The organism is Spirosoma pollinicola, assembly GCF_002831565.1.
Taxonomy (GTDB): Bacteria; Bacteroidota; Bacteroidia; order Cytophagales; family Spirosomataceae; genus Spirosoma; species Spirosoma pollinicola.
Genome location: NZ_CP025096.1, coordinates 4,890,701 through 4,913,907 on the forward strand (window position 1 = coordinate 4,890,701; position 23,207 = coordinate 4,913,907).

A 23,207-nucleotide genomic window follows, 5' to 3' on the forward strand; every position below is an offset into this window, starting at 1 on the left:
TCCTAGCTTTTCTGTCCAGTAAAAGATAGCAAGTCCAGACATGGCTTTTTACACTGTCTAAGGCAGGTAATTAACAATTTTACACGGCGTCGCAGTAGTCTCTCCATTTCGGTTAACTTACCCATACTTATAGTTAGCTCATCGAATCGCTAATCATCGTCAAAAAAATCCTTCGATGGTTAACTTAAGTAACTCACTAGTTTAATAGTCTGTATCCGGTAAATTGCGTCGCTAACAAGTCGTTTTCTGATTATGTTTCTTAAAAAGATATCCCTACAGGACGTGCGGGGCATTGAGCAATTAACGCTTCTGTTTACCCAAGAAGACACTTCCATCCCTCGTTCACGAACACTAATACTGGGAGAAAACGGTATGGGCAAAAGTACGTTACTCCGAGCGATTGCTCTAGTGACTTCGGGCAGTGACGCACTGAGCACGTTACTAGCTAATCCGGATGAATGGATCAGCCACTCCCGATCTGAATGCATTATTCAAGCAACGCTGGTTACCCAAAAGCAGCAGGAACGGTCCATTTCATTACGCATCAAACGGCATGATACCCTAAGAGATATAATTATTACTAACCAAGCTGCACTCAACGAGATTGATGCCGCGCTAAATCACGCGAATCGGAATTATTTTGTGGTGGGTTACGGGGCCTCCCGGCGCCTGAATCAGCGAACTGATTTTTCGTCAACGGAACGGGTTTATCGAAATGACCGGGCGCAAAACGTGGCCAGTTTGTTTGAGGCTGATACCTCCCTGTATCCCATAGCCGCCTGGGCCATGGAACTCGACTACCAACAGCCAGACCGACTGACTTTACTGAAGGATACACTAAATGACTTACTGCCCTCGATACGATTTGATTCGATTGATAAAAAAAACAAACAACTGCTTTTTAAGGTAGGTCGGCAAAAAATACCGCTTCATCAACTCAGTGATGGCTACCAAAACGTGGTTGCCTGGGTAGGCGATATGCTCTATCGGATGATGAATACATTTACTGATTTTAGCTCCCCCCTCGAAACAAGAGGTGTCCTGCTGATCGATGAGATTGACTTACATTTACACCCCAAATGGCAACGATTGATTCTAGATTATCTGTCCGTTAAATTTCCTCGTCTTCAACTGATTGCTACAACCCATTCTCCCTTAACCGTTCAACAGGCCAGCGCGGGGGAGCTTTTTTTCTTACATCGATCGGAGAACGGCCGTATTGCTTTAGATGCCTTTCAGGGTTCTCCTAAGCAAATGCTGATTCATCAATTGTTACTTTCTCCCTTGTTTGGACTAGCCACCGATGAGTCGGTAGCTACCCAACAGGCCAAAGAAGAATATCGTTCGCTCAAGCATCGTAAATCGCGCTCGGCATCTGAGCAACAACGCTTTGAGCAGTTAACCGATCAACTGGCACAGCTGCCCCCCGTCCAACGATCAAATTTCGCCATGGACAACCAGCAGGTTGCCCTGCTCAATGAGGTTCGGCGTGAATTACTTAAACGGGACGCTCAATGATTGCTCTTCAACATACGTATTCGGAGGAGGCCATCCACAAAAATTTTCGGGGCGCCAAGCGCGTCGCGTTTAACTTAGAGCTGCTCAACCAGCAGCGCCAGCGGCTGCTGCACCAGCGAGATGGGTTTCATTTTATCAGCAGCCGTTGGAAAGAAGCCAAAGTGCAGCTCTACTTCGAAACTAAAGATAAATGCGCCTATTGCGAAGCTTCGACTAAAGTGGTAGCCCACGGGGATGTTGAGCATTACCGCCCCAAAAGTATATACTGGTGGCTGGCTTACTGCTACGATAATTACCTGGTGTCCTGCGCGGTTTGTAATGAGGTGCACAAAAAAGATGAATTTCCCACCGGAGTAGCGGCTTTACCACAACCTGCCCTGTTACCAACGGCTACTGATGCGGAGTTAAAGGCGTTAGCGCCCTGGGTGACCCCTGATCCCTTGCATGAAAAAAAAGGCAAATCCCGGACTCAGTTCTTCGGGGATTTAGACCAGGAACAGCCCATGTTGCTTAATCCTTACCTGTGCGATCCAGAAACGTATTTCGCCTACGAAGTCGATGAGTTTTTGCAGGAAGTTTCGATTATTCCGTTGACAAGCCAGGTGGCACCCTCTGTCAATGAAACCGTTCGGGTGTATGGGTTAAACCGGGTGGAGTTGCTGAGCCTGCGGCACTTTTTTTTCTCTATATACGATACCTTTCGCCGGACACTGACCGACGAAGGCATCAAGCTCAGTACTCGGCAAGAGAATGAAGCCGCTATTGAGCTCATGAAACAGCCTAAAGCGCCCTTTGCGGGTATGGTACGCTATTTTGACCGCGTGCTCAGGCTCTGAACGATTCCCACAAACGGGCTACTGTTTTTTGCTCAAATTGACTGTACTCTTCCGGCCGGTTTAGTAAGATTTCCCAGGCCTCGTTGAGTAAAGAAGCTATTGGCTGATCTACCTGCTGGCATTGATCGCCATAGGAAAGCCAATCCTGGTTTCGACAGCCTTCATAAACATTTTGCGTCAACTGACTAATTAATTCGTCAGGAAAGGCCATATCGTAGTGAAGGGGCTGGTTATAAGCGGGTAAGGTCAGAAATTCCTGCCACAATTTGGCAATCTGATCCGCTTCCTGCACGTGGCCCATGCGCATCAGCATTCCGTTAATACACCGCATCCGGGCTTCGTGCGAGGGATGAGATTCGGACTGTGTATCGTAGACGTCTCCTAACCGTTCTGAGACTGATAATTTTACGTTGGTCCAGGCGTAAGCTGGCCCTAAGAAATACGTGGCGATTAAATCGCAGGCAAATTCGGCCTGCCAAGCTTTATGCCAGCGGGTTTTCCACTGGTTGAGCGTGGTCAACAGTTCTTTTGATCGTTCCTGGTCTTCTACAGCCCAGCATTCGGTCTGATATACCTGATCAATAACCTCATTAATGGAACCCGTCAAATTTGGATAGGACACGTTATGGTAGTTGAGCAAAACATGACCCGTTTCATGCAGCAAATCAGGGATGTTTAATAAATGAGCTTCTTCCCCTGGGGGGGCGCCAATTAAATCATAAGCTGCTAAGGCCCAAAAATGATTACTGTTGGTTGAAATTGTTGTTACCAGTGGGGGAGTTCCTGAAACGCCCATCTCCTGCCACAGCTGGCGCATAAGCGCATTGAAATAGAGCTCTGGCTCACCAAAGTGCTTTAGCACCTGTACCCCATAATATTCCAGTTGCAGCAGATGTTCGTTGGAGCGTTGGTAGTCACTATAAAAGTTGGCATTGGTACCCGGAATTCCCCACGACGAATCATTCATCGTCCTCAATACGTCCATTTTTAGGCTATGTAACCGGGTTTCGGTTTGCTTTAAAAACAGTTGATTCAGGTGGGGATTAAAATCATCCCTCGATAGGACTTCCCGCAGATGTTCAATGCGATTGACTAATTCTTTCAATAGTGATCGAATCATCCCCGGCGGCTCGTTCTTAACTGATGAAACAAGTTTGTTCGTTCGTCGTCTAACAAATAAAGCAACAGATCCAGCAGATTCAGCTGCCGCTCATTGAGTGGGGAAGCACTCATCAGCGATTGCCTTACCTCTAGCACTTGATCGTCGGTGACGACCCGCTCTTTTAGCCGGTGCGAGTAATCCTGCTCCAGCAAGCTGGCGGTTTCGCTACTCCGTAGAAGTTGTTCGACTCCTTCTAAAAATCGACTCAACAAAGCTTTGGCTTCGGTTACTTCTTCCAGGGTAACCACTACGGCCGGGTATAGTTGAGCCGTTATGTTCATGGCATTCATGGCAAGGGCCCGCTGTTTTTTAAGCGTTAAGATCGACCGGTTGATCTGCTGGGTCAGCTCGGAAAGCCGTTGATACCGGCTTGAAAGCAAACTGATATCACTCATGGCATTTGTTCCAGTTGGTGCATAAAGCTTTCATCCCACGCCTGTACATTATCATCTATATCATCCTCTTCTTCCCCGGGTTCCTCCTGCCAGAGGGATTCTGAAACGGCCAGGGGTGCTAAAAAGGCATCCAGCAATTTAATGACGATTGGTAAGGCACTGGGCCGGTCCGGAGCGGAGAAGGCTAGTAGACTCTGCGCAAAAACGTCTTCAATTACCTTGTCAAAATCAAGCGTTCCCTCAATAAAGGAAAGTTGTAAGGGTTTGGAAGAGCCCCTTGTTTGGAAAGGCTCTCCAGTCGGGAACAAAAACGCGTCGCGGTGCTGATGGCCCAGTAGCCGGTAAGTACCCGCCGTGGGCCGCTCTAAGGGACGGCGGCCGGGTGTCGCCGAGCGAAAGGGCAGCTGGCTCGTCTTATGCACGTCTACAATTCCCCAGTTAAAATCCGGATGATTCAGTAAGCCATCCGCCTGCAGCTGCGCAATGACCTGTTGCAGCGCAACGCCTTCTCCTCCGTGGCTTCGCCCGTCCCGCAGCAGCACGATCCCATTGGGATTCAGACAGTAACCCCGCTCACCCAGGTGTTTTTTTAAATTAGGGTATAATCCCTTAAAAATCTGTTCCGCCGATAGCTTTTCCGCCCGCTGTTGAGTGGGTTTCTTAGGCACATCTAAATAATCGAACACAATGCGCTCCCCATTGCGATAAAAAAACAGAAAGCCTGCGTACCGGTCGTGTACATCAATGCCGATGTACACGTCATAATGCAGAGGATCCTTCAACGCATACGGAAATTTGCGATTTAGCTTCAAATACTCCAGCCCTAGATAGAACGCGTAGGATTTAAACAGGCGCGCCTGTTTATCATCAGGATGATGGTAAATTAATCCTTCTACTTCATCGAGCTTATAACTGAAGTAGTCGTCTATGGCGCCGAAATTCGCGCACTGGAACTTCAGATTTGGGTAGTGCCGCTTCATCATAATATCGTGAAAGGCGGCCGCTCGCTCATCCCCTTTGTTCCAGTCCGGTAGCACCAACAGCGCGTAGCCCTGCTGAGCGCCATATTTTTCCAATAGAGCGCTAACCTTGTCGACCAAATCCGTTGCGGGAATGCTCGTATCAGCCCGGTAGGGAATTACTTTCGTGAAGCCAGGGAAGGCGGGCGCTAGTGCTTTTAGTTGCTTTTCAAGCTGTTTTTGAAAGACATCCCGTAGCGCCGAGGCCATCGTCATGGTATCCGGTACTATCAAATATTGGGCATCAAAACGGGTCTGGTCTAGAATGCCCACGCTTTCCAGCAGACTCCGTCTTCGCTTTCCGTACTCATACAGGGGGGTGTTCCCTGATTCAGGGGTGATGGCTGGCGTTAAGTACCGGCTGAAATTAAATTTGAGGGCCTTCATTTCCAGCACGGGTAACTTCTCTTCCAGTGGCTTTTCACTAACTTGCAAGGCCACCTTGTTAAAGCTCAGATTGGCAAAAAATCGCTTGATGTTGTGGCCGATGTAGTTGAATCGTTCGGTTGATTCGACGATAGTTTTGTTGTGTAAACTTTTTACCTGGGCATCACCTGTTTTAAAAAGCTGACGTACCAGCCCCGCTGGAGCGCTGAGCGGCTCCATTTCTTTGTTGGGGTAAACAAAGTACACTACCACATCATCGGGGGACAGATAGGGGGCTACCTTAAACTTATCACCCTGCGTTTTGGCCTTAAGGTAATCAATCAGCGACCACACCTTGCCGGTAGCCGGATCCGTAATTTTTTCATCACCTACTTTACCTCCGAAGCCAACGACCCGGATCGGAAACCAACGATCGCCCATCTGATACAAACAGGGTAAGCCCCGCTTACCCCAGCCTTTCAACAGCCGACGCTTGATATAAGCTGCATTGGTTGGATTAATCCGTTGGTTTAACCGCTTACTATCCAGGTAGCGATAGGTAATATCGAGGCAGAAATGGACCAAATCAGGACCGTCGGCGACGAGCCGGAAACTAAAGCCCGGCAGCATCCAAACGCTGAGCTGCTCGGTCGCTTTCAGGGGATTCTTAAAGAAAAACCGACCGGCTCCGTCCTCGACCAGTTGCCACTTACTTTTGATCTGGTGACGAACCTCAAACTCAACAAATTGAAGGATGAGTGCCCGTTCCTGCTCGGAGCATCCCGTAAATTGCAACTTCTCGACCGTATCCAGCGAGCTTAATTGAAGGGGTTTCGGGCGCGTCTTAACGAGTAGGCCCGCTACGCTCCGGTCCGCAGGAATGGCCACGTACGTTTGCCCGTTTGCTCCCCGCAGTAGGGCGGCCGGTCCTTTGATATGTGAGCTGACGTGACGAACCACTTTTTGAAGTTGTCGGTGGTAATCCTCCTGGCGACCGGCTAAACAAGGAAGATCAACCGGGATTCGGCGGTAGGAAAAATCAATTGCTGAGGGATTGAGCCAGGGAAACAGATTCTGCGTAGTGGGCTGGGTCGAATTCATCCGGTTGTTGATATAAATGGTTGCACAAAGCGTAAAATGGGCAGGTATTACAGGCGTAATCACTTTCGGAAAAAGCGAACTCGTCAATCGAAATTTGAGTCGGCTTTCGACCAGCCCGCATCAGGTCTACATCCGTAGCCGTTAGGGTGATGTAATCTACCGTTTGCTGGTAGGTATCCTCGCTCAGCACGTGCTCCTGCACTTTACCTTTCAGCAGGTTTGCTTCCAGGAGTTGAATATCACTAAATTGGTAAGCCCATCCCCCTTCTTGTTTTCGTTTGCGGTAAATAAGACTACCAATTACCAACAGTTGCCGGGCGTAATCGCTCGTTTTTGCCTCCGAGACTTTCCAGTCTAAAACGATCTGACGCATAGGGTAGCCAACCAGCAAATCAATCTGGGGATTGAGATTGGCTTTGCCGATAATGATATGCCGGTCCTGAACATTGGCTTTTAGCCAATCTGCTTCGAGCAGAAAATCCAGTAGGAGCTGACCATCGGGTAGGGTTAAGGTGGGTAGGTTGCGAATGGCTTGCCGAACGCGCTGACTCACCAACTCTAAATCGGCTTTCTCATAGGCAGTTCCTAATTCATGAATATCCAGAATGAGAAAATTGTCCCCGGCTTTTGATTCCGATTCAGTCTGGTAGCGGTGCTGTTTAGAGAAGGCAAACTGCCGCCTGGCCATATCGATTGTCAGTTCCTCCACCTGGTTAAAGTCAGGAATCTGCTTTAAGCTTAACGGGGGGATGACCCAGGCGTTGATGGCTTTATCAACCAATACACCCGCCCACATCTCCAAGTTGATTGTTTTTTTCAACCAGTGGGCCTGCTTTCGCAGTGGATCTTTGGCCCGGCCGTCCGCTAAAATGTGCGACAAATAAAATTTTCGGGGACAAACCCGGTAGGTAAGTATGGTACTTAATGACCATTTAATAAACTCACTCATTCGACTTACTATGTAGGGGTGGATACGGTTTTCTAGTTTATTAGGCAGATGCCATCAGGTTTTCCAGCCGGTGTAAATACATAGCCACCGCTTCGTCATTTTCAAACAGCGAACGGCCTTCTTGCCGGCTTTCGGCGGATCTAGCTTCCCCGTTTTCCCGCCGGAAGGCCAAACTACCTGCGGATTGATTGGCCTCCTGGGTAGCCGCCATTCGAAGCTGCTGAAGGGTTTGCTCAATAGCGGATTGGGCGACGCTAAAAGGGATCTGCAGTCGGAGCAGTAGGTTTTTCAGTAAAACGACGGGAACATTACTGATAAAAAGCGCATCTACCAGCAATTTAGTCAGTAAACCTTCGGGGAAACGGGTCTGGCTAACCAGTTGCGGAAGCTCGATGGCTTGCTGCTGAATGGCCTGCTGTAAGACGCTACCCAGCGTAGGCGAGGGCAGTTGTGTGAACATCCCAAGCAGTTGTTGTTCCCGTTGCGGGTTGGGCTCCAGATGGATGGGAGCGGAAAATACCCAGTCTGCCAACCGGTCAATTTCTGAATCGCTGGCCGTGAAAGCCATTAACCGGAGCGTGTTGTCCAGTACATTGGGAGAAGTGGGGAGCCGGTTCATACGAGTTGATTAATGAGGTTGATAAGTTTTTTCTTCGCGCGCAGATGTTTCACTTTTAGCTGATTATTGACCGTGCCTAGCATTTGAGCAATTTCATCATAGCTAAATTCCTGAGCGCGTAGCAACAGCAGATCGCGCTCTAGAGGTTCTAACTGGTCTAAAGCCCGCTGAAGTTTGCCCAGCAGAGGTGATTCAGACTCCGCGGGCTCGCACAACTCGGACTGGCTGTCAATCAGCCAATCCGTTATAACCCGCTGGCGCTGATCGTTTAGTTCCGTTTGCGCTTCGTCGGGGTAGACCTCCAATAGAGGAACCGTAGTAAGCCGACTGGCCTGGTGTTCTTTCCGGTACCGCTGGCGGAGAAAGTTCAGGAACACCTTAAAAACCAATCGATCAAACATGGTCTGGTTCTCAAACTGGTAGCTTAGCAAGCGGAGTTGGAGTTGCTCCAGTGTCTGATAGATCACTTCCCAGATAGCATCTTCATCCAGAGACCACTGGACATGCGCATACTGATATAACTGCCGACCATACCGCTTGTAGAGCAGCGTAACTGCCGTCGAATCGTTGGCCTCGATCCGGCTTAGAATTTCGGTATAGGTAGATGCGATCACGGTAAAGGACTGTTTACTCCTATAATGCAATCAGGTTACAGCTCTTTCCAAAAATTGGTCAGCTTACTGTAAAACAACAAGCGGTGATGCCCGCAAGCCGGCTATTTACCTAATCGACCCATACATAAGAGCATAAATCTGTAACCTGTCTACTTCACAAGATGGGGTGTTTAAGGAGCCGGTAGTTGTCCGGTTAGCTAAATAAGCATTACTGGGTGGAATGAGCTAGCAAATAGCTAAGATCCGGTCGAAGAAGTTGTTTTAAAACGCCCGAAGAATCAATTAATTTGTCCTGGATATCTTTGGAAAGGCTGTCAATACTTTTGGTGGACAGTACCCAGCTCATGGGTACTGAGCTAGAGCCAGCCCGGATAGGCTGCGCAATAAGCCAACCCTGATGATTCGTCACAAACTGGCGAAGTTGCTCCTCGCTGGTCCGGCTGCGGCCCTGACGAGTATTATAAATACCAAACAGAACTTCGGCCAGTTCATTGGCAAAACGGACGGGATGAATTTGCGACTGTGTATCATCACTGAATTTGAGAAAAATGATGATCGGAATAACTTGCTTGAATTCCTCCGCCGCTTTAGCTTTCAACATGGTAAGCACGTCTAAAAGAGAGCTGGCACCGGTATTCTCGACGTATCCCCCATCGACGTAATGAAGATAGGACGTTGGGGAAGACCCATGAAGAGCCGTTTGCCACCGAGCGGGATCAACGGCGGCACCCGGCGAAAAAAGCGGGAAACGACTGCTGAAATTAAGGGCGGTACTATACCGAAACCGGTTGCGAATCTTTCGTTGTAATAGATCCCGATCGGTCGCAAAGGCCATACTATCGGCTTGAGCTGTACTAATCCAACACTGTAGCCCAGTCTCGACTTCGGTTGTATTAATAATAAATAAGGGGTCGAGCGGCCTGGGGATAGGGGATAAAAAATCTTGCCCAAACGTGTTATCTGTTGACCGGTTCAGCGTCTGCCCGTAGGCCACTTCCCAGGCTTTTTCCAACGCCGTTGCCCGGTTAAAGCGGTCGATATTTACGGGAATAAATAGGTTAAGCAGTTCCCCATAAAGGAGTTTACCAATAATGGGGGAAAGCGCGTCATAAGCAAAGAAGCGTTTCGCCAGCCCGCTTGCCTGATCCGAACTTGACTTAGACCGGTACGCTAAGGCGTTGTACAAACCTAAACCAATGGCTCCCCCTGAAACGCCGGACATCGCAAAAATGGATTGTCGCAGATTCAGCTTTCCTGTTTTGGTCAGCGTATCGTCCAGCCGGGTTAAGTATAAACCCGTATAGGCACCTGTGCGAAAGGCGCCCCCTTCTGAACAAATAAAAATAACCGGATATTTTTTGGTTGACGAAGTCGCCGAATTTTGCCCTTCGATTTGCGCTTTATACTGGTGAAACCACGTTTTAAACTGAGCGGCTATGGTTAATCGCTTTTGGGCTGGTTGATTCCCTATCCGGGCAGGATGATCGTTATTGAAACAGGAGGAAACTATCAGCAAGATCAATAGGCTAAAACGCACGGAAATAAACCATTTTCGCAGCAGGGCATGATCTAGATACAGCAGTCCAGTATACATTCCCGAATAGCACCCAAAAGCCAGGCATACCAGAGCCGGTGAGCCAATGCTTCCATAAATCCCGGACTCAACCGTTAGTAGACTAATGCCTGTAAAGAGGACTAGGGCTCCTAAAGCAATACCGTTAACTTGCCGGTGAAGCCCCCGGTAAAACGATGTAGGGACGAAGTAAATCCATTTGTAGACTCCTCCTCGCTGCCGCCCTCGGATGAAAAGAATCGAGTCGGGATTTAATAAGGTGAAGGACCGAGGAATGAGGCGGTCATTCTTTACTACGTCCGGATTCTGCAAAAACGATGTCAGCGTGTGCGTATCACCTACAAATAACTGGGTAAAGCTGGATAGAGTCGTTTTGTAATCGGCTTTAAAAGTCGACGCTTTGGGCAGCGTGTAGATATAGTCCTCATATATACCGTTTAGTTTACTGAGCCAGAATAACTCTTGGGGTGGTAATGATCGGGCGCCAAACGCCGTTCGAAACGGATTACCCGGTTTGGCCTGACCAAATTTTCGAAAATACAGGTTGGCTGTGACTAGCATCAGGCCGTAAACAAGCACAAGACAGCCACTAAAATAGCCAAATTCAAGGGAAAATAGCTGATATTTGGTTTGGGCAAAGCACCAGCTTAAGCCTGACATGATTAATAGATACGGCCATAGGAGAAAAAAAGCAGCTAGACCTTTTTGTACCGATTTGCGCCATTCGACCCGGGCATCACTTAAATTTTTGCCCGAATTATCGCTAATAGCAATGGCATAGCGAACGCCTAGTTCAGCGGCTACACTCCAGCCAAAAAGGCTAAGAAGCAGAAACATCAATTGGAGGATATTGCCCTCTTTAAGCTTTTCCACCACGATTAGCAGCGTATCCCTACCTTGGGGCAAGAAAATAAAAAGAACACCCGTCAGAAAGGCGGGTAAGATGACAAAGCCAATACTGGAAGCAACCGATAAAAAATCCTTCAGTAAAATGCGAACGGATAATTGGTTCCAATGAATACCGAGTAAGATAAGTCCTTTCTTACTGATGGGAATAAAAATGCCAATGAGCACTCGTAAGCTGGCGGTAAACGTTCTGTTCATTGATGTTTGCAGGTAAAGCTTTTGTAAGGCGGCGACTCAAAAAGCCGGCACGCTGGTTAAAAATCGCCTCTATGTTCGAATCCTGCAAGAGTAGATTTCCCATTATTTATTTTATAGAGAACCAGCTTTTGCTGCGGGTTCGAAGTCAGCGACCTTACTATCTTTAAGGGGCAGGCGGGCAACCTTTATGTGATTGATGATAAAAATCTAGATATCGAGGAAATGTTCTTGGCTTTACAAGTTGATTTGAGAGCGAATAGAGTTAGTGATAAAGGCCTACTAGTCATTAAATTAAAACGTACTAACCGGTAAACCCTTTCTCGCTCCGGAGGTAGACTACCGCTTCGTGCTATTCTGGTGAACCGTCAAGCATAGCGGTACCCATATGTGAACTCAGTACTTAGAAATGGTGGATCGATTGTCTTTTTAAACGCCCGTGGCTGTTGCACAACTCATTTTAGGTTAAGATCATAGTAGGAAAAGCTGCTAGCCGGTCAAAATTCTGTGCTAATGGAAGGCTAAAACGGCTCTTACAGCAAATCATGAATAGCGGACTGTCCTACATTTCGAGTTGTGCAACAGCCACGCCCATTTTAAGCGACGATATCCGAATGTAAATAAGCTTTCCAAGTTTTACCGCTGCTCAATCTCAAATTGCCGTCTCGCAAATCAACGTATCATTTTCAACGATGAGTGTGAGTTAATGATACATCGTAGACTGCCAAGTGACGAATTTTGTACCAAAACGGCAAATGCACCCTGGTGGGTATTCAGACAGTAATAACTCGCGTCTGAGCGTTGATCCTATCTGTATCCTTCAATACTATAGGAAGCATTAAAATCTCCTTCCACAAGGCTGTAGAAACGCTTAGATGGCTATCAGCCCTGCAGTTATATCATTCTTATCGTCAGATCCGGTTTTATTATAGGTTCCCCTGATAATGTAATACTAATATCCCACTCACAATAAGGAGGGGGCTTAACCCTACAGTAATCGCCAACTTTTTCGGTTTAATAAGGGCGCTTGCCCTCCTAGTCTAAAGCCTATCGAGATGCTTATTTGATGTGTCCTGGCTTCGGTCAGCTTGGTAAAGGCTTTGTTTTTTAGAAATTCTTCTGATCGCTTAACTATAACAAAAAGTATGACGCTATTTATTTGCCAGTTTAATCTTTTCGTTGCTACATATCTGCTAATCAGACAGATAACCCGCCAACTATAACAAAAAGTACGTTTTTTTGATCTAAAGCGCTCGAATTTATTTCAGTAGTGATTTTAGGTAATCTACTGTAAATCAGCATAGTAAAGCGCCAACTATAACAAAAAGTACGGTATATATTACTGATTTTAGTGGTTATAGTTAAACTCTGAAAAAGCTTATGTATTGATTACTAATAAGTTAGGCTCGAAGTATAACAAAAAATACGTTTGTTTATTTTGTTTGTTGCTGAAGTGCTAATTCGGATTTAACTCAATTTACCCTCATAATCAGGCAGTTAACTGCTTAACTATAACAAAAAATACGTATAAGTCAAAATTCTTTTGCCTAACGAGGCTATTTTTAGCATGTAACCAATTGATTTTCAGATATTTATACTAATTATAACAAAAAGTACGTTTGCGAGACTTTTTCATAAATAGTATTTGATTTTTTGTTTTTTTCGTTGGGTACTTTTGTGAAATAGCCTTATTTTTTTCTTTCTAAACCCTGTTATCAAAGATTTGTGAAAAATCAATTCTTTTATTTGTAGATTTATTTTGATCTTTGAGAGCTCTATAACTTTATGATTATCAGCAGATTATCCAGTATAACTATAACAAAAAGTACGGTTTCTATAACAGTTTATACGTTTTCTATAACAGTTTATACGTTTTCTATAACAGTTTATACGTTTTGTTTAGCCTCTGATATAACAAAAAGTACGTGGTGGAAGAACAAGTATAACAAAATGTACGATACCCTATAACAAAAAGTACGGTGGAGAAGTGGATAAGTTTCGATTGCGTTATGTGTGTAGTTGGTTTATTTTTGTGAACATGGCACGCGGGCATAAAACACAGACACTTATTTATCAGGGTAATACACTGACGACGGCGCGGTATGAAATGTCTGCCCTACAAAAGGACATATTATATGTACTCCAATCAGCGATCAAGTCGAATGATGCGGCTGATCAGGAGTATATCCTGCGTGTACGCGATATTATTATTGATCTGGATCGAGATCCTAGTAACGGATATACCAATTTAAAGAAGGCTTCTTGGGGTATGATGGACATCAAAATGGAGATGTTCATTAACGGAGAGTATGTGCAGGTAGTCCCCTTTTCCCGCTTTATATATAACGAAGGTGAAGGGACGATGCGGGTTACTATAGATCCTATCATGCGAGGTATGTTAACTAACCTAAAAGGGGGTAACTATACTACGCTAGGGAAAGAATCCGCAATGAAGGTGACCGGTAAATACTCGAAGCGGCTTTATGAAATGATTTCTCAGTGGAAGGATATAGGGATATTTAGTATCACTATATCCGAGTTGCGATCACGTCTAGCCTTAGTTGATACTGAAACTGGAAAAGAACTGTACTCAATGATTGGTATGTTCATGGAGCGTGTTATTGATCCCTCAATTAATGAAATTAATCAACATACGGAATTATTGGTTCGGTATGAACTTATCAAGCAGGGTCGAAAATATACTGGACTTCGGTTTAAGATCAGCAGAAACACCATAGAGCAGGAATTGTTTCTGCCAACACCAACCGATTCCATTGGCATACTATCGGAAAAACTTGTTAGCCGGTTTGGTTTACGGACTGATCAACGGGATGCAGTTATCGAAAAATATGATCAGAAGCTTATCAATAAAAAGATTTACGAGATTGAAAAAATGATTAGTGATGGACAAATTAAAAACATTGGTGCCTACACAGCAAAAGTGTTTGGTGTGCAGTAAATTGACTTTGTTTGTACTGTAGTGCTTTTCCTATTACTTGTCGATTGATAAACCATGATGCATCCTAATTCGCATGTCCAAAATTTTGTACATATACGTAAGCGTAAGGGTTCTTTCTTTTAGGACTAACCGGTTTCGTAAATGGTATTCATCATGATGGAGCCGGTGAAATCGGTCAATAGATTAAGCGAAGAGTTAGAAAAGATGGCTCCCGTCAGATCAGCATAAGCAAAAGAAGTATCTTTTAACTGAGCTCCACTAAAATCTGCACCTACCAGTGAGCTTTGTGAAAAGTTTGCCCGATTTAACTGAGCGCCGGCAGCCAGCAGGCTATCCAGGTTTTTCCCCTGAAAGTCAGCATCTGATAGATCGATGTTGTTATCTATGGCCTGCTGAACAGCCATGGTCAGGGAATTCTCGGCTATACTTACTTCAGCGATTAGGTCGCCATCACAGGTTTGAAGGTAAAAGGTGTGCATTGATTCTTACGGTTTACTGCAGATTATAGTTGAACGTCCAATTCTCTTACACGCTAAGCGTTTCTCGCTGGAGATAGTACTGACTGTCGGGTAGGGATAGCCCTTGTTTTGTTCTCGTTAATCCAACGTAGAGCATATTGATTTCTTCCAGGATACTCCCCGGATTCACCGGCTGATGATTGGGTTGTCCGCCCGCTTCAGCCTTTTGCTGCTGATTCAATAGACCGATATAATCCGCTAATTTACGCTGATCAATGAAATCGTCGCATAAAGTGACTTGGTCATATTCCAGGCCTTTGCTGCGGTGCACCGTTGAAAAGATCAAATCCGCGTGCGGCCGAAAACGCTGGGCCAGGTGGGCCGTCCGGATCTGTTCGATGAAATGGGGTAAGTCATCGCCATACGTGAGCACGAGTTCTAGGGCCGTTTTCATCTGGCCATCCCCTGTTTGATCGATGTAATCACCCAGCTCTTCCAGGGAACCCATGGAGCGTAGAAGTGGATTTTTTATTTCACGCGGCCGGTTTTGCTGTAATAAGACCATATCCAACAATCCCGCTCCGTTCTCCATAAAGGTGTATGTATCGAAGTTACCTTCGAAATAAACGCTGCCGATCACTTCCTGAATGCATAAGAGGTCAATAGCGGCGCTGACCAGCTGCAGATTGGTTCGTCCGATCAAGGCCTGTAGGCAGGTAGGTTCTGCTAAAATTGTCGCATCGTCAACGCCCATGCCCTCAATGGCCTGAGGGGTATAGGTTTCACCCAGGAAGGGATGAATATGCTGTTTCAAGGATAAAGCGCGCCGGGCCTGACGAGCAATACCGGGTGGGAACCGGAAGCTCTGCGTTAACCCATAAGCCGCAAAATCTACCTGATTCAGGCTGTTGACAGCGTGGCGGAACCCATAAATTTGTTGATGGCTATCCCCTACAATGACCCGGCGTGCGTGCGGCTGTTGGCTGAAGACATCCAGCATTGTTGGAGAGGCATCCTGCCCTTCATCGAAAAGAATATAGTCGTAGCGCAACTGAGGCGCTAACAACTGAAATTTCTTCAGGTAATAATCATGGGTTACTTTCAGGCTTCGCTCGTCCATTTGATTCCAGAGCCAAATGGCACCGGCTTGGATTACCGCCCCAAAATAATCGGCGAACCGGCGGGATATCAGGGGATCATAGCGAAGGAGGTGATTGTAGTTAAGGTCCTCGATCCGGGTAACGGGTTCATTACAGTACCAGTCTAGCAGCCGTAAGCTGTGGGCGGCTACGGCCGTCCAGGGTGCTTTGCGACGGGTTGGGGGCATGCAGCGGACAACGAGCGATTCCTTTTGCATTCGATTGGCCAGATCAAAAGCCGAGTAGCTGCCACTGGCCAGCAGTTCACTGTTTTGTTTGATAACTCGTCCGTAGGCCAGGGAATGCGCCGTATGGATGGTAACGCCCCGTACGCCTTTACGCGCAAAAGCTTGCTGAGCCTGCTCGCGCACGGTTCGGTTGAAGGCTAAATATAGGCCGCGGCTACCCGTTTTTTGACGTCTCGCATACTCAATCAAAGTCGTTGTCTTTCCCGATCCAGCCACGGCGTTTATCTTCATATTGGTTTGACAGTCGACAATCGCTTCCTGTTCCTGCGTTAGGGCATACCCATTTGCCTGAGACTTCAGCGCTAACCGAGGGGTAGGGGGGCGGTTAACCGATCCGAAGCTTACGCCGGCATATCGGTCGAGTAGGGGCCAGTTCCAAGTATCCATATCCTTATCGCTTTAAAAGTATCCGGGTCACGCCAGACCGGGTCGGGTGATTATTTTCCGTAATTGACTCCTTAACGGTTGACATTTTGAAAAAAAATATACATTCACGCCAATTTTCAAGTCGTATTTCCGTGTTTACCTACTTTCGCTTTATTTACCTATGCTCAACGTCCTAATTACTAAAGTCAACCCCTTTATCGCCCCCCTGTTGATGCTACTGCTGATGGGTCAATTAACGGCCTGCAAAAAGGGAGGGGTTTCCCCGGACGGCGATCCTGACGCGCTGACGCTGAAAGCCCAGCAAACAGAATTGCTCAATGATGCCAGTTTGCCAGTCGCTGTGTCGGGTACTTACCAGGCAGTCGTCATCCGCTGGGAACGATTCAACAATTCGGACTATAAGGATGAAGGCTTTCTGACTTACGATACACCAGGCATCGAAAGCAACTATTACTTGCAGGTAGATCCCACCATCGGCAAAGATTCTATTCAGCTTACGTTTTGGGGGAACGGGTACGGCGGTGAGATTCCTAAACGAAATTTGGGTCGTTTTAAAGTAACTCAGGTTTTTAACCGTACCAAGTCGGGAGATGAGGCCACTGGGTATACCCTGGATAGCTGGCAGTTTGGCAGTGCCCTCGATTTGAATCAGATTCATGTTGCCCGCATGGGATATGCCACTAAAACCGAGTTGAGTTACGGTATGACCTTGTGCCGTATACTGGATAAGTCCAGGGCCGACTATGGTCAGATCGCGATGAATATCACGGGGCAGTCGGACCCCACGTCGAACCCCCGTAACCTCAACCCGTGGGGCCATTTTACCTTTACGCGTCGATCGACGGGGACGCTGCTGAATCGGTAGGGACGTCGCTGAGACCATTGTTTTCTCGTTGTATCAGGCAGTAAAATACGCATAAAGCAGGAATTTTTTGAAAGGTTTCTGCTTTTTTTTTGGTCACATCTAAGAATGGCCTAACTTCTTTTCCCTGTTATATAATTTAGATGAGTTGGTGAGGTTGTTGCCTCAATCCATCCTCTCTTCGGATGAGGGACGAACGTACACGTGATGCAAGTACATGTCGGTGCGAATAGGAAAGCCCTCCAGGTAGCGATGAATTACTTTGTTTTGATACGGATCAGGCTGGACGATGGATTCCAGATCGATGAAAACGATATTGTAGCGAATCTGCGCTACGGCCTGGGCCCGGCCTTTACTACGATCTTTTTCGTACTGGTTTTTTAGTAAATGAACCGTTTCGTTAGCCATTCGGTAGCCATCCGTTGGGTCCTCCACTAAATACTTATAGTTCAACGTGTTGTAAATATACTCCTTATGATAGTTTGACAGGGCTATGTCATACCGATCCGGATGCTGGGCAATTTGTTTCCACTCATTAAGTTCATCCTGCACGACTCTGTGCTGATCGGTGGGTACATCGAACAACGTTTGTGTATCGAGTTTGTCCAGATCCTGCTGCAATTTCTGAATCACCTCCTGAATCGTATCGAGTTTGGTTTGACGGGTAATTTTTTCGGCTTTTTTGAGAAAATACCGATGTGTTCGAAAGAAGGTGAGCCGGCAGGCGGGTTTTCGCAGATTGATTAATTTAATAGTCCGGCAATCAAATTCTTCCCAGGGGTAAAAAAGGGGTGCATGTTCACGGCTTATGTAGCGAAGCTCGCAATCATCGGGTTCTGGCCCTTCCAGGTTCCAGCCTTCGGGCCGCAGGTGTGGTACTTGCTGAATGCATTTTAGCAGTTCAGCGCTCATATACAAATAATGATCGCTTTCATAGACTTTCCGTTTTGGTTTCCGCTTTGGCTTTTGTTCCTCATTTTCCATGATTGCTTGACTATTGTTGGCCAACTGATTTTAGTATGTTGCGCAATATTACACTTGAAGGTAAATATTACCAAGCAATACTAATCGATGTCTGACAATTTTATCTGATCTCCTCCAACCAGTTAAGTAATGGCCTTATTTATCCACCGATCTTTTAGTTTTTTTTCTAAGCCGCCAGTCTTTTTATAGTTTAAACTTACTTTTTACTACTTTGTACTGATTGAATAGATAATACAGGGAAAAAAACATCGTGCTAACTAATTGATGTTGAACGCTATATAATAACTAAATTCATAGTTCAGTGACTAATTCGCTAAGTTTTACCGGGTTCACAAGACAGATCCGCTAACCTCAAGCGACAGTTTCGCTAGCTTCAAACGACAGATTCGCTAATCTCAGGTGACAAATTCGCTCATTTCACGCGACAGATTCGCTAGAAACTGAATAACTAGAATGACAAATCCGCTAAGCAAAATCCGGTTTATCCACATATTTGCTTGACTTGTAAGGACCCTGGTCTACCGCGATAAAAGCACACATGCTGGTTCCGGGCGCACAGGGTACATCAACCAATTACACAAAATCTAACCGAAAAAAAAATCATTTAATCTTCACAATGTTAGGTTTCTGAAATATTTATAGTGGTAAATATTCTAGTTTGACTTTTATGAGCCGAAAAAAAAATTATATTTGACCATACATAAAGGGGTTAAAGAAATATTCTCTTGTGCGTATGTCATCAAAATCTGATATCACATCCCTGCCTTTGCCGCTGAAGCAGATCCTGGCTGAATCCCAGAAGCGTCCCGTTAAGCAAAAGCGAAGCAGTCCCCCGGTGGTGGTTTCCTCAGCGGTTCAGCTAAATCTGTTCGAGTTTTTCGAGCAGGGGTATACGCCAAATAACACCAAAGCGAATTACTCCGTCGAGTTAAACCAGGCCTTTCGTCAACAGATGTTTCGGGAACCCATGCGCTTACTCCAGGCGCTGCCCAAACTCAATGTGCTGGAACGACGATTATACTGGCTTGTACTGGGGGCCTTAAAGAATTATCAATATCTCCAGCAGGCAACCCCCCAGAGTGAACCACTACTTGAACAACGATTGTCTTTTCAGTTTCACCGATCACGCCTGCGGCCTTGTAAGGATGAAACCGCAACGGTGAATATTAGCGTAACCGATGTCAAAAAGACGCTGGGTTCTTTGTCTGAGAAGCGAATTAAATGGGTTAATCCCAAAGGCGATCAGGTGTCGGTTCACATCTTTGATACGCAGTACCTGATGGGCGAAGGACTGATGGTTTTGGAATTGAATCCGAAACTGACGGAGGCCTTCCTGAAGCTGGGTAATGATTTTGCTCAGTTTAATCTCCAGAAAGCGCTCTTACTTAAAAAAGAGTATTCGCAGCTTATGTATAGCTACTTGTCCCGACATCAGTGGCGCGGGAAGTGGACGATCGCTATTGAGGATTTCCGGAAATTAATGGACGTACCCAATCAAAACGACAGAAAAAGTGACTACAAAGGGAGTTACGATCGATTTGCGAACATTAAACGACGGATGATTGAACCGGCCATAGACGAAATACAACTGCTGGGAGATATGAAGATTACCTACCAGGTACAATCAGTCAATCGTCAGGTAACCCACATTCAGTTCACCATCTGCTCAACAGCGGCCAAGCAGGTCAATGATGACGATCCGGCGGCAAAAGCCCGGTTGGAAAAGCTTCTTGGTGTCATAAATACAATGAGTTATGCTGATAAGCTGACGTTCACCGCCAAGACACTCCAGGAATATTACCCTAAGCTCCAGCCGTGGCAAAAAGATCGTATCCTGGTGGAGCGGAAATTACTGGACTTGTTCCTCAGGGCCGACGCTTACGTCGAAGCAGGTTACGTGCAACAGGAAAAACATGAGGCTTACGTTGCGACCAGTGTGTTTGGCCGTTCGGCCAACCTAAGTACCTCCTCGACCAGGCATACGGCTCCTCTATAAGTCATGCTACTCCGTAGCTCGCACCGCGTACCCTATTTCTTCTAAACTTACTGCGTTTAACCTTTTTTTAAAAATTAAGTAGTCACGGCTATGGATATAACACCCAACCAGCGCGGCATTATGCTTCTGGTTTTTACTGGCCTGATCGGTTGGCTCATCTATTATTGGTGGATGTTAGCCGGTGGCCGGCATCCATCAAAACGGCAGCCTACATCCTGTAACTTGGATAACCAATCCAACAGCCGCTTAAACCAGGCACTGCTTTCCCTGCAAGAGTTTCAGCAGCAACCTATTCTAGAATCCGCCCGGTTAAATTTTCTGCGTCAACTGGATGCAACGGTTTTACACGACCTGATTCTGCTGGCCCTCTCGGCGGTAAATTACGTCGTTCGCATGGATGAACCGGCTCTGCGCTACGAGCTGCCTCCCCTGAAGGAGACTGAACCTAACCGTGATTTTGTGATACTCGACAAAACGGAGGCGCTGACCAAACCGTCCTATAAAGGGCGGTTAAGCCGACCCATGAAAGAGGTCATGATGAATCTTGAACCACGCATTGAGTCGGGTAATGTATTTACAGCAGACGGCCGACCGGTTCTGGTATCCATTCAGCTAGAGGGGAATACCTACTCCCGCTATGGTTTTAGTCGACTTAATAAAGCGTGTGAGTTGGAAAACCTGATGGGACTTTTAATCTACCTGGGTACCTCACCCTTGACATCCGCACCCGTGTCACCAGTTGTCATTTTGACAGGAGGCGAACTGTTAGCCATTCTTGATGGACTTGAATCGTAGCTTAACGAACACTAAAACAAATGAACAGTATGGTCGCTCAACATAAGGTAGTAGCTAACCTAGATGACCGAAAAAAAATGAGGTCTCTGTCGATTGAGAGTGTAGTGGATTCCACCTGGATATGGCTATTCTTTGGATACGTTTTTCTAGGGTTACTGTGGCAATGGGTTAGCCCAGTGATAGAGGTAATCTGGCTAGTAGTCGAAAAATGGCGGGGGTTTCTCCACTACCACTGATCAACATGTCCGTTTCAAACATCATAAACTATGAAAGTCGATACGATAAAACTACCCAATGACCTTTATCGTCAGTATTTAACGTTAACGGATGAACAACTGACCCAAGCTGTCCTCGTTGTTGAAACGTGTCGTGAGCGTGGAATTTTTTCTTCCCAAACGCGCCCGGTTGACTCATTTAAGCCTGGACTATTTGATTCTGCCTATACCCGGTATTGGCACGATCAGTTCATGGAACATACTGCTCGTCACACCTATTTTGTCGAATTTAATATTCGCTATTTCACGGCCTTTCTGCTAACCTATCTCATGGATAACTGGGGCTTGCACCCTGATGAAACTAGTGAGGAATTATATCGTATCCTTTTAGAATCAAAACCTCTATTCGACGCTCACTATAAGAAGCAAATTAATGGTTTGGGGGCTCCTACCTTCGAGGCAGAAATGGATTTGGCTCTGCTCCGCTTTGTTGACTCTACCATTTGCTGTCAATTAATACCCTATAAAAAAATGCCGGCAGATGAAGAAGCTGAATGCATCAATGCGGGGAATGTCGAACTGGAACCGACCCTGAGTATACCGAGTGAGCTTTACGAAGACACATTTGATGAGGGTTGTGAGTTTAGCCCATTGGCTCCGGCAACCAAGGGAAAAACAGATGAGCGCCCACCGGATGTAGGATCACTGCTGGTAGCAAGTAACCAGGTTACGCCCAACAAATTTCTGAAAAAAATCAGCCTAAATTTAGTTGGCACATTCGATCCACTTGATTTCAATGCTCCCCTGTCGGCTCCTGAAGAAGATACGTCAATCAAACAGGGCAGCTTAGCGAATCTTAACCGATTTACTACGGAGGAGTTGATCAATCGATTAGCTGAATCTGACATCGATTTACTAAGTAGTTTACCTTGGCATTCCATTCAGGCCTGCCCCAACTGTTTTAGCCGGGCGTTAGCTGAACGGAAAAAAGAAACAGATGAAGGCACTCATTACTGCTCAGCGTGTCGCAAACGCGTGCGGCCGGCTTACGTACCTTTTTATGATGAAAACTACACGGCTGATCCCCATATTGCCGTCACCAAACACCGACGTCACCTTACCCAGCTAATAACTGATAAAATTGCCGGTCTTAAACGACTGGAATCCTTAAAAGTATCTTGCTGGAAAAGGCGCTGCTATTTTATTAGTTTAGATCAGATTGACGAAAAAGCTTATAAGGACCTTGCTTTATTATACGAAGCTTTTTACGCGGATTATACCGCTGACACACCAGATGCCAAACTGCAGATTCATCTTTGCTCCAACGGAGGTAACGTCTTTCAGGCCAAACGAATTAGTGCGCTGATTAATGCCAATCATCACATAACGCATGTTCAGGGGAGTGTCCTGAACAGCGCGGCTTTTACTATTTTCTTTTCGGTGATCTGCACCCGTGAGTTAACTCCGCATGCGCAGGGAATGTATCACTTGGCCCGATCGGCGCAGTTCGTGTTGGAAAATGGGTTAATTCCTGGCTGGCAAGAGACGATTAATGGGGAGGAGTCGCTGGCACTGTGTCAAAAGCTTGGCATGACCGATTTGGAAGTTCTTCGAATAAAAACAGGGGAGGACGTTTACTTTACCTATACACGGTTGAACGATTTTCTCGGACAGCCAACTGCTCACAAACCAATTATAAAAGATATGTCAAACGCTCATTCATACGAGGCTGACATAACAGCTATTGCTAAGCAGTTCACAGCAAATAATTCAGAGTAATGGCAATATACACTTTATGGTTTGTTAAAACTCGACGCCCCATTCATTAGTGCTACTTTACTTTTCAAAACAGGGAAGAGTACGCTGTTCCGGATGGGTATCAGGCAATTGTAGTCAGTCATCAAGTCTACT

17 protein-coding genes are annotated in these 23,207 nt (G+C 46.2%); 7 read left to right on the forward strand and 10 right to left on the reverse strand.

Translation table 11 applies throughout. From position 1 onward, the window contains the following. Positions 1–252: 252 nt before the first annotated feature. Complete coding sequence (locus CWM47_RS20595; RefSeq protein WP_100990079.1) at positions 253–1,518, forward strand: AAA family ATPase; 1,266 nt, start codon at positions 253–255, stop codon at positions 1,516–1,518. Continuing rightward, the gene (locus CWM47_RS20600) at positions 1,515–2,354 is read left to right on the forward strand and encodes an HNH endonuclease family protein (RefSeq protein ID WP_100990080.1); all 840 of its coding nucleotides are present in this window, start codon (positions 1,515–1,517) and stop codon (positions 2,352–2,354) included. The genes CWM47_RS20595 and CWM47_RS20600 overlap by 4 nt, the downstream gene beginning before the upstream one ends. Here CWM47_RS20600 and CWM47_RS20605 read toward each other — a convergent pair. The 7 genes from CWM47_RS20605 to CWM47_RS20635 form a co-directional block, all read right to left on the reverse strand. Next, the gene (locus CWM47_RS20605; protein WP_100990081.1) at positions 2,344–3,474 is read right to left on the reverse strand and encodes a hypothetical protein; all 1,131 of its coding nucleotides are present in this window, start codon (positions 3,472–3,474) and stop codon (positions 2,344–2,346) included. The two genes, CWM47_RS20600 and CWM47_RS20605, sit on opposite strands and share 11 nt — an antisense overlap. Further along, positions 3,471–3,911: a hypothetical protein gene (locus CWM47_RS20610; protein ID WP_100990082.1), complete on the reverse strand. Its 441-nt coding sequence runs from the start codon at positions 3,909–3,911 to the stop codon at positions 3,471–3,473. The genes CWM47_RS20605 and CWM47_RS20610 overlap by 4 nt, the downstream gene beginning before the upstream one ends. Beyond that, a complete protein-coding gene (locus tag CWM47_RS20615) occupies positions 3,908–6,397 on the reverse strand; it encodes an argonaute/piwi family protein (protein WP_100990083.1) in 2,490 nt (829 codons plus the stop codon). Before CWM47_RS20615 ends, CWM47_RS20610 begins: the two co-directional genes overlap by 4 nt. Further along, a complete protein-coding gene (locus tag CWM47_RS20620; RefSeq protein WP_100990084.1) occupies positions 6,336–7,346 on the reverse strand; it encodes a PD-(D/E)XK nuclease family protein in 1,011 nt (336 codons plus the stop codon). Before CWM47_RS20620 ends, CWM47_RS20615 begins: the two co-directional genes overlap by 62 nt. Before the next feature lie 40 nt (positions 7,347–7,386). Then, positions 7,387–7,965: a hypothetical protein gene (locus CWM47_RS20625; RefSeq protein ID WP_100990085.1), complete on the reverse strand. Its 579-nt coding sequence runs from the start codon at positions 7,963–7,965 to the stop codon at positions 7,387–7,389. Continuing rightward, positions 7,962–8,579, reverse strand: a complete 618-nt coding sequence (locus CWM47_RS20630) for an RNA polymerase sigma factor (protein ID WP_100990086.1) — start codon at positions 8,577–8,579, stop codon at positions 7,962–7,964. The genes CWM47_RS20625 and CWM47_RS20630 overlap by 4 nt, the downstream gene beginning before the upstream one ends. 208 nt (positions 8,580–8,787) lie before the next feature. Further along, the gene (locus tag CWM47_RS20635) at positions 8,788–11,256 is read right to left on the reverse strand and encodes a patatin-like phospholipase family protein (RefSeq protein WP_100990087.1); all 2,469 of its coding nucleotides are present in this window, start codon (positions 11,254–11,256) and stop codon (positions 8,788–8,790) included. Between the two features lie 2,035 nt (positions 11,257–13,291). Here CWM47_RS20635 and CWM47_RS20640 point away from each other — a divergent pair. Next, positions 13,292–14,212, forward strand: coding sequence for a replication initiation protein (locus tag CWM47_RS20640; RefSeq protein ID WP_100990088.1), 921 nt, complete (start codon positions 13,292–13,294; stop codon positions 14,210–14,212). A 125-nt stretch (positions 14,213–14,337) separates the two neighbouring features. Here CWM47_RS20640 and CWM47_RS20645 read toward each other — a convergent pair whose 3' ends face one another. After that, positions 14,338–14,691: a pentapeptide repeat-containing protein gene (locus tag CWM47_RS20645; protein WP_100990089.1), complete on the reverse strand. Its 354-nt coding sequence runs from the start codon at positions 14,689–14,691 to the stop codon at positions 14,338–14,340. A gap of 46 nt (positions 14,692–14,737) precedes the next feature. Next, positions 14,738–16,444, reverse strand: a complete 1,707-nt coding sequence (locus CWM47_RS20650; protein WP_100990090.1) for a UvrD-helicase domain-containing protein — start codon at positions 16,442–16,444, stop codon at positions 14,738–14,740. 160 nt (positions 16,445–16,604) lie between these two features. On the opposite strand from CWM47_RS20650, the gene CWM47_RS20655 reads away from it, so the two are divergent. Beyond that, the gene (locus CWM47_RS20655) at positions 16,605–17,309 is read left to right on the forward strand and encodes a hypothetical protein (RefSeq protein WP_100990091.1); all 705 of its coding nucleotides are present in this window, start codon (positions 16,605–16,607) and stop codon (positions 17,307–17,309) included. A 162-nt stretch (positions 17,310–17,471) separates the two neighbouring features. Here the strand turns inward: CWM47_RS20655 and CWM47_RS20660 are convergent, their stop codons facing one another. After that, the gene (locus CWM47_RS20660) at positions 17,472–18,290 is read right to left on the reverse strand and encodes a hypothetical protein (RefSeq protein WP_100990092.1); all 819 of its coding nucleotides are present in this window, start codon (positions 18,288–18,290) and stop codon (positions 17,472–17,474) included. A 733-nt stretch (positions 18,291–19,023) separates the two neighbouring features. On the opposite strand from CWM47_RS20660, the gene CWM47_RS20665 reads away from it, so the two are divergent. The 3 genes from CWM47_RS20665 (at position 19,024) to CWM47_RS20680 (ending at position 23,075) form a co-directional block, all read left to right on the forward strand. Next, positions 19,024–20,286, forward strand: coding sequence for a replication initiation protein (locus tag CWM47_RS20665; RefSeq protein WP_100990093.1), 1,263 nt, complete (start codon positions 19,024–19,026; stop codon positions 20,284–20,286). Between the two features lie 90 nt (positions 20,287–20,376). Next, positions 20,377–21,081 (forward strand): hypothetical protein, encoded by a 705-nt coding sequence (locus tag CWM47_RS20670; protein ID WP_100990094.1) that lies wholly within the window; start codon positions 20,377–20,379, stop codon positions 21,079–21,081. 266 nt (positions 21,082–21,347) lie between these two features. Beyond that, the gene (locus CWM47_RS20680; RefSeq protein ID WP_100990096.1) at positions 21,348–23,075 is read left to right on the forward strand and encodes a hypothetical protein; all 1,728 of its coding nucleotides are present in this window, start codon (positions 21,348–21,350) and stop codon (positions 23,073–23,075) included. The last annotated feature ends 132 nt before the right edge of the window (positions 23,076–23,207 follow it).

Excerpts from the sequence above, each read along its gene's own strand:
- CWM47_RS20595 (WP_100990079.1), top strand. The coding sequence starts at position 253 with ATGTTTCTTAAAAAGATATCCCTACAGGACGTGCGGGGCATTGAGCAA.
- CWM47_RS20600 (WP_100990080.1), top strand. The coding sequence starts at position 1,515 with ATGATTGCTCTTCAACATACGTATTCGGAGGAGGCCATCCACAAAAAT.
- CWM47_RS20605 (WP_100990081.1), bottom strand. The coding sequence starts at position 3,474 with ATGATTCGATCACTATTGAAAGAATTAGTCAATCGCATTGAACATCTG.
- CWM47_RS20610 (WP_100990082.1), bottom strand. The coding sequence starts at position 3,911 with ATGAGTGATATCAGTTTGCTTTCAAGCCGGTATCAACGGCTTTCCGAG.
- CWM47_RS20615 (WP_100990083.1), bottom strand. The coding sequence starts at position 6,397 with ATGAATTCGACCCAGCCCACTACGCAGAATCTGTTTCCCTGGCTCAAT.
- CWM47_RS20620 (WP_100990084.1), bottom strand. The coding sequence starts at position 7,346 with ATGAGTGAGTTTATTAAATGGTCATTAAGTACCATACTTACCTACCGG.
- CWM47_RS20625 (WP_100990085.1), bottom strand. The coding sequence starts at position 7,965 with ATGAACCGGCTCCCCACTTCTCCCAATGTACTGGACAACACGCTCCGG.
- CWM47_RS20635 (WP_100990087.1), bottom strand. The coding sequence starts at position 11,256 with ATGAACAGAACGTTTACCGCCAGCTTACGAGTGCTCATTGGCATTTTT.
- CWM47_RS20640 (WP_100990088.1), top strand. The coding sequence starts at position 13,292 with ATGGCACGCGGGCATAAAACACAGACACTTATTTATCAGGGTAATACA.
- CWM47_RS20645 (WP_100990089.1), bottom strand. The coding sequence starts at position 14,691 with ATGCACACCTTTTACCTTCAAACCTGTGATGGCGACCTAATCGCTGAA.
- CWM47_RS20650 (WP_100990090.1), bottom strand. The coding sequence starts at position 16,444 with ATGGATACTTGGAACTGGCCCCTACTCGACCGATATGCCGGCGTAAGC.
- CWM47_RS20655 (WP_100990091.1), top strand. The coding sequence starts at position 16,605 with ATGCTCAACGTCCTAATTACTAAAGTCAACCCCTTTATCGCCCCCCTG.
- CWM47_RS20660 (WP_100990092.1), bottom strand. The coding sequence starts at position 18,290 with ATGGAAAATGAGGAACAAAAGCCAAAGCGGAAACCAAAACGGAAAGTC.
- CWM47_RS20665 (WP_100990093.1), top strand. The coding sequence starts at position 19,024 with ATGTCATCAAAATCTGATATCACATCCCTGCCTTTGCCGCTGAAGCAG.
- CWM47_RS20670 (WP_100990094.1), top strand. The coding sequence starts at position 20,377 with ATGGATATAACACCCAACCAGCGCGGCATTATGCTTCTGGTTTTTACT.
- CWM47_RS20680 (WP_100990096.1), top strand. The coding sequence starts at position 21,348 with ATGAAAGTCGATACGATAAAACTACCCAATGACCTTTATCGTCAGTAT.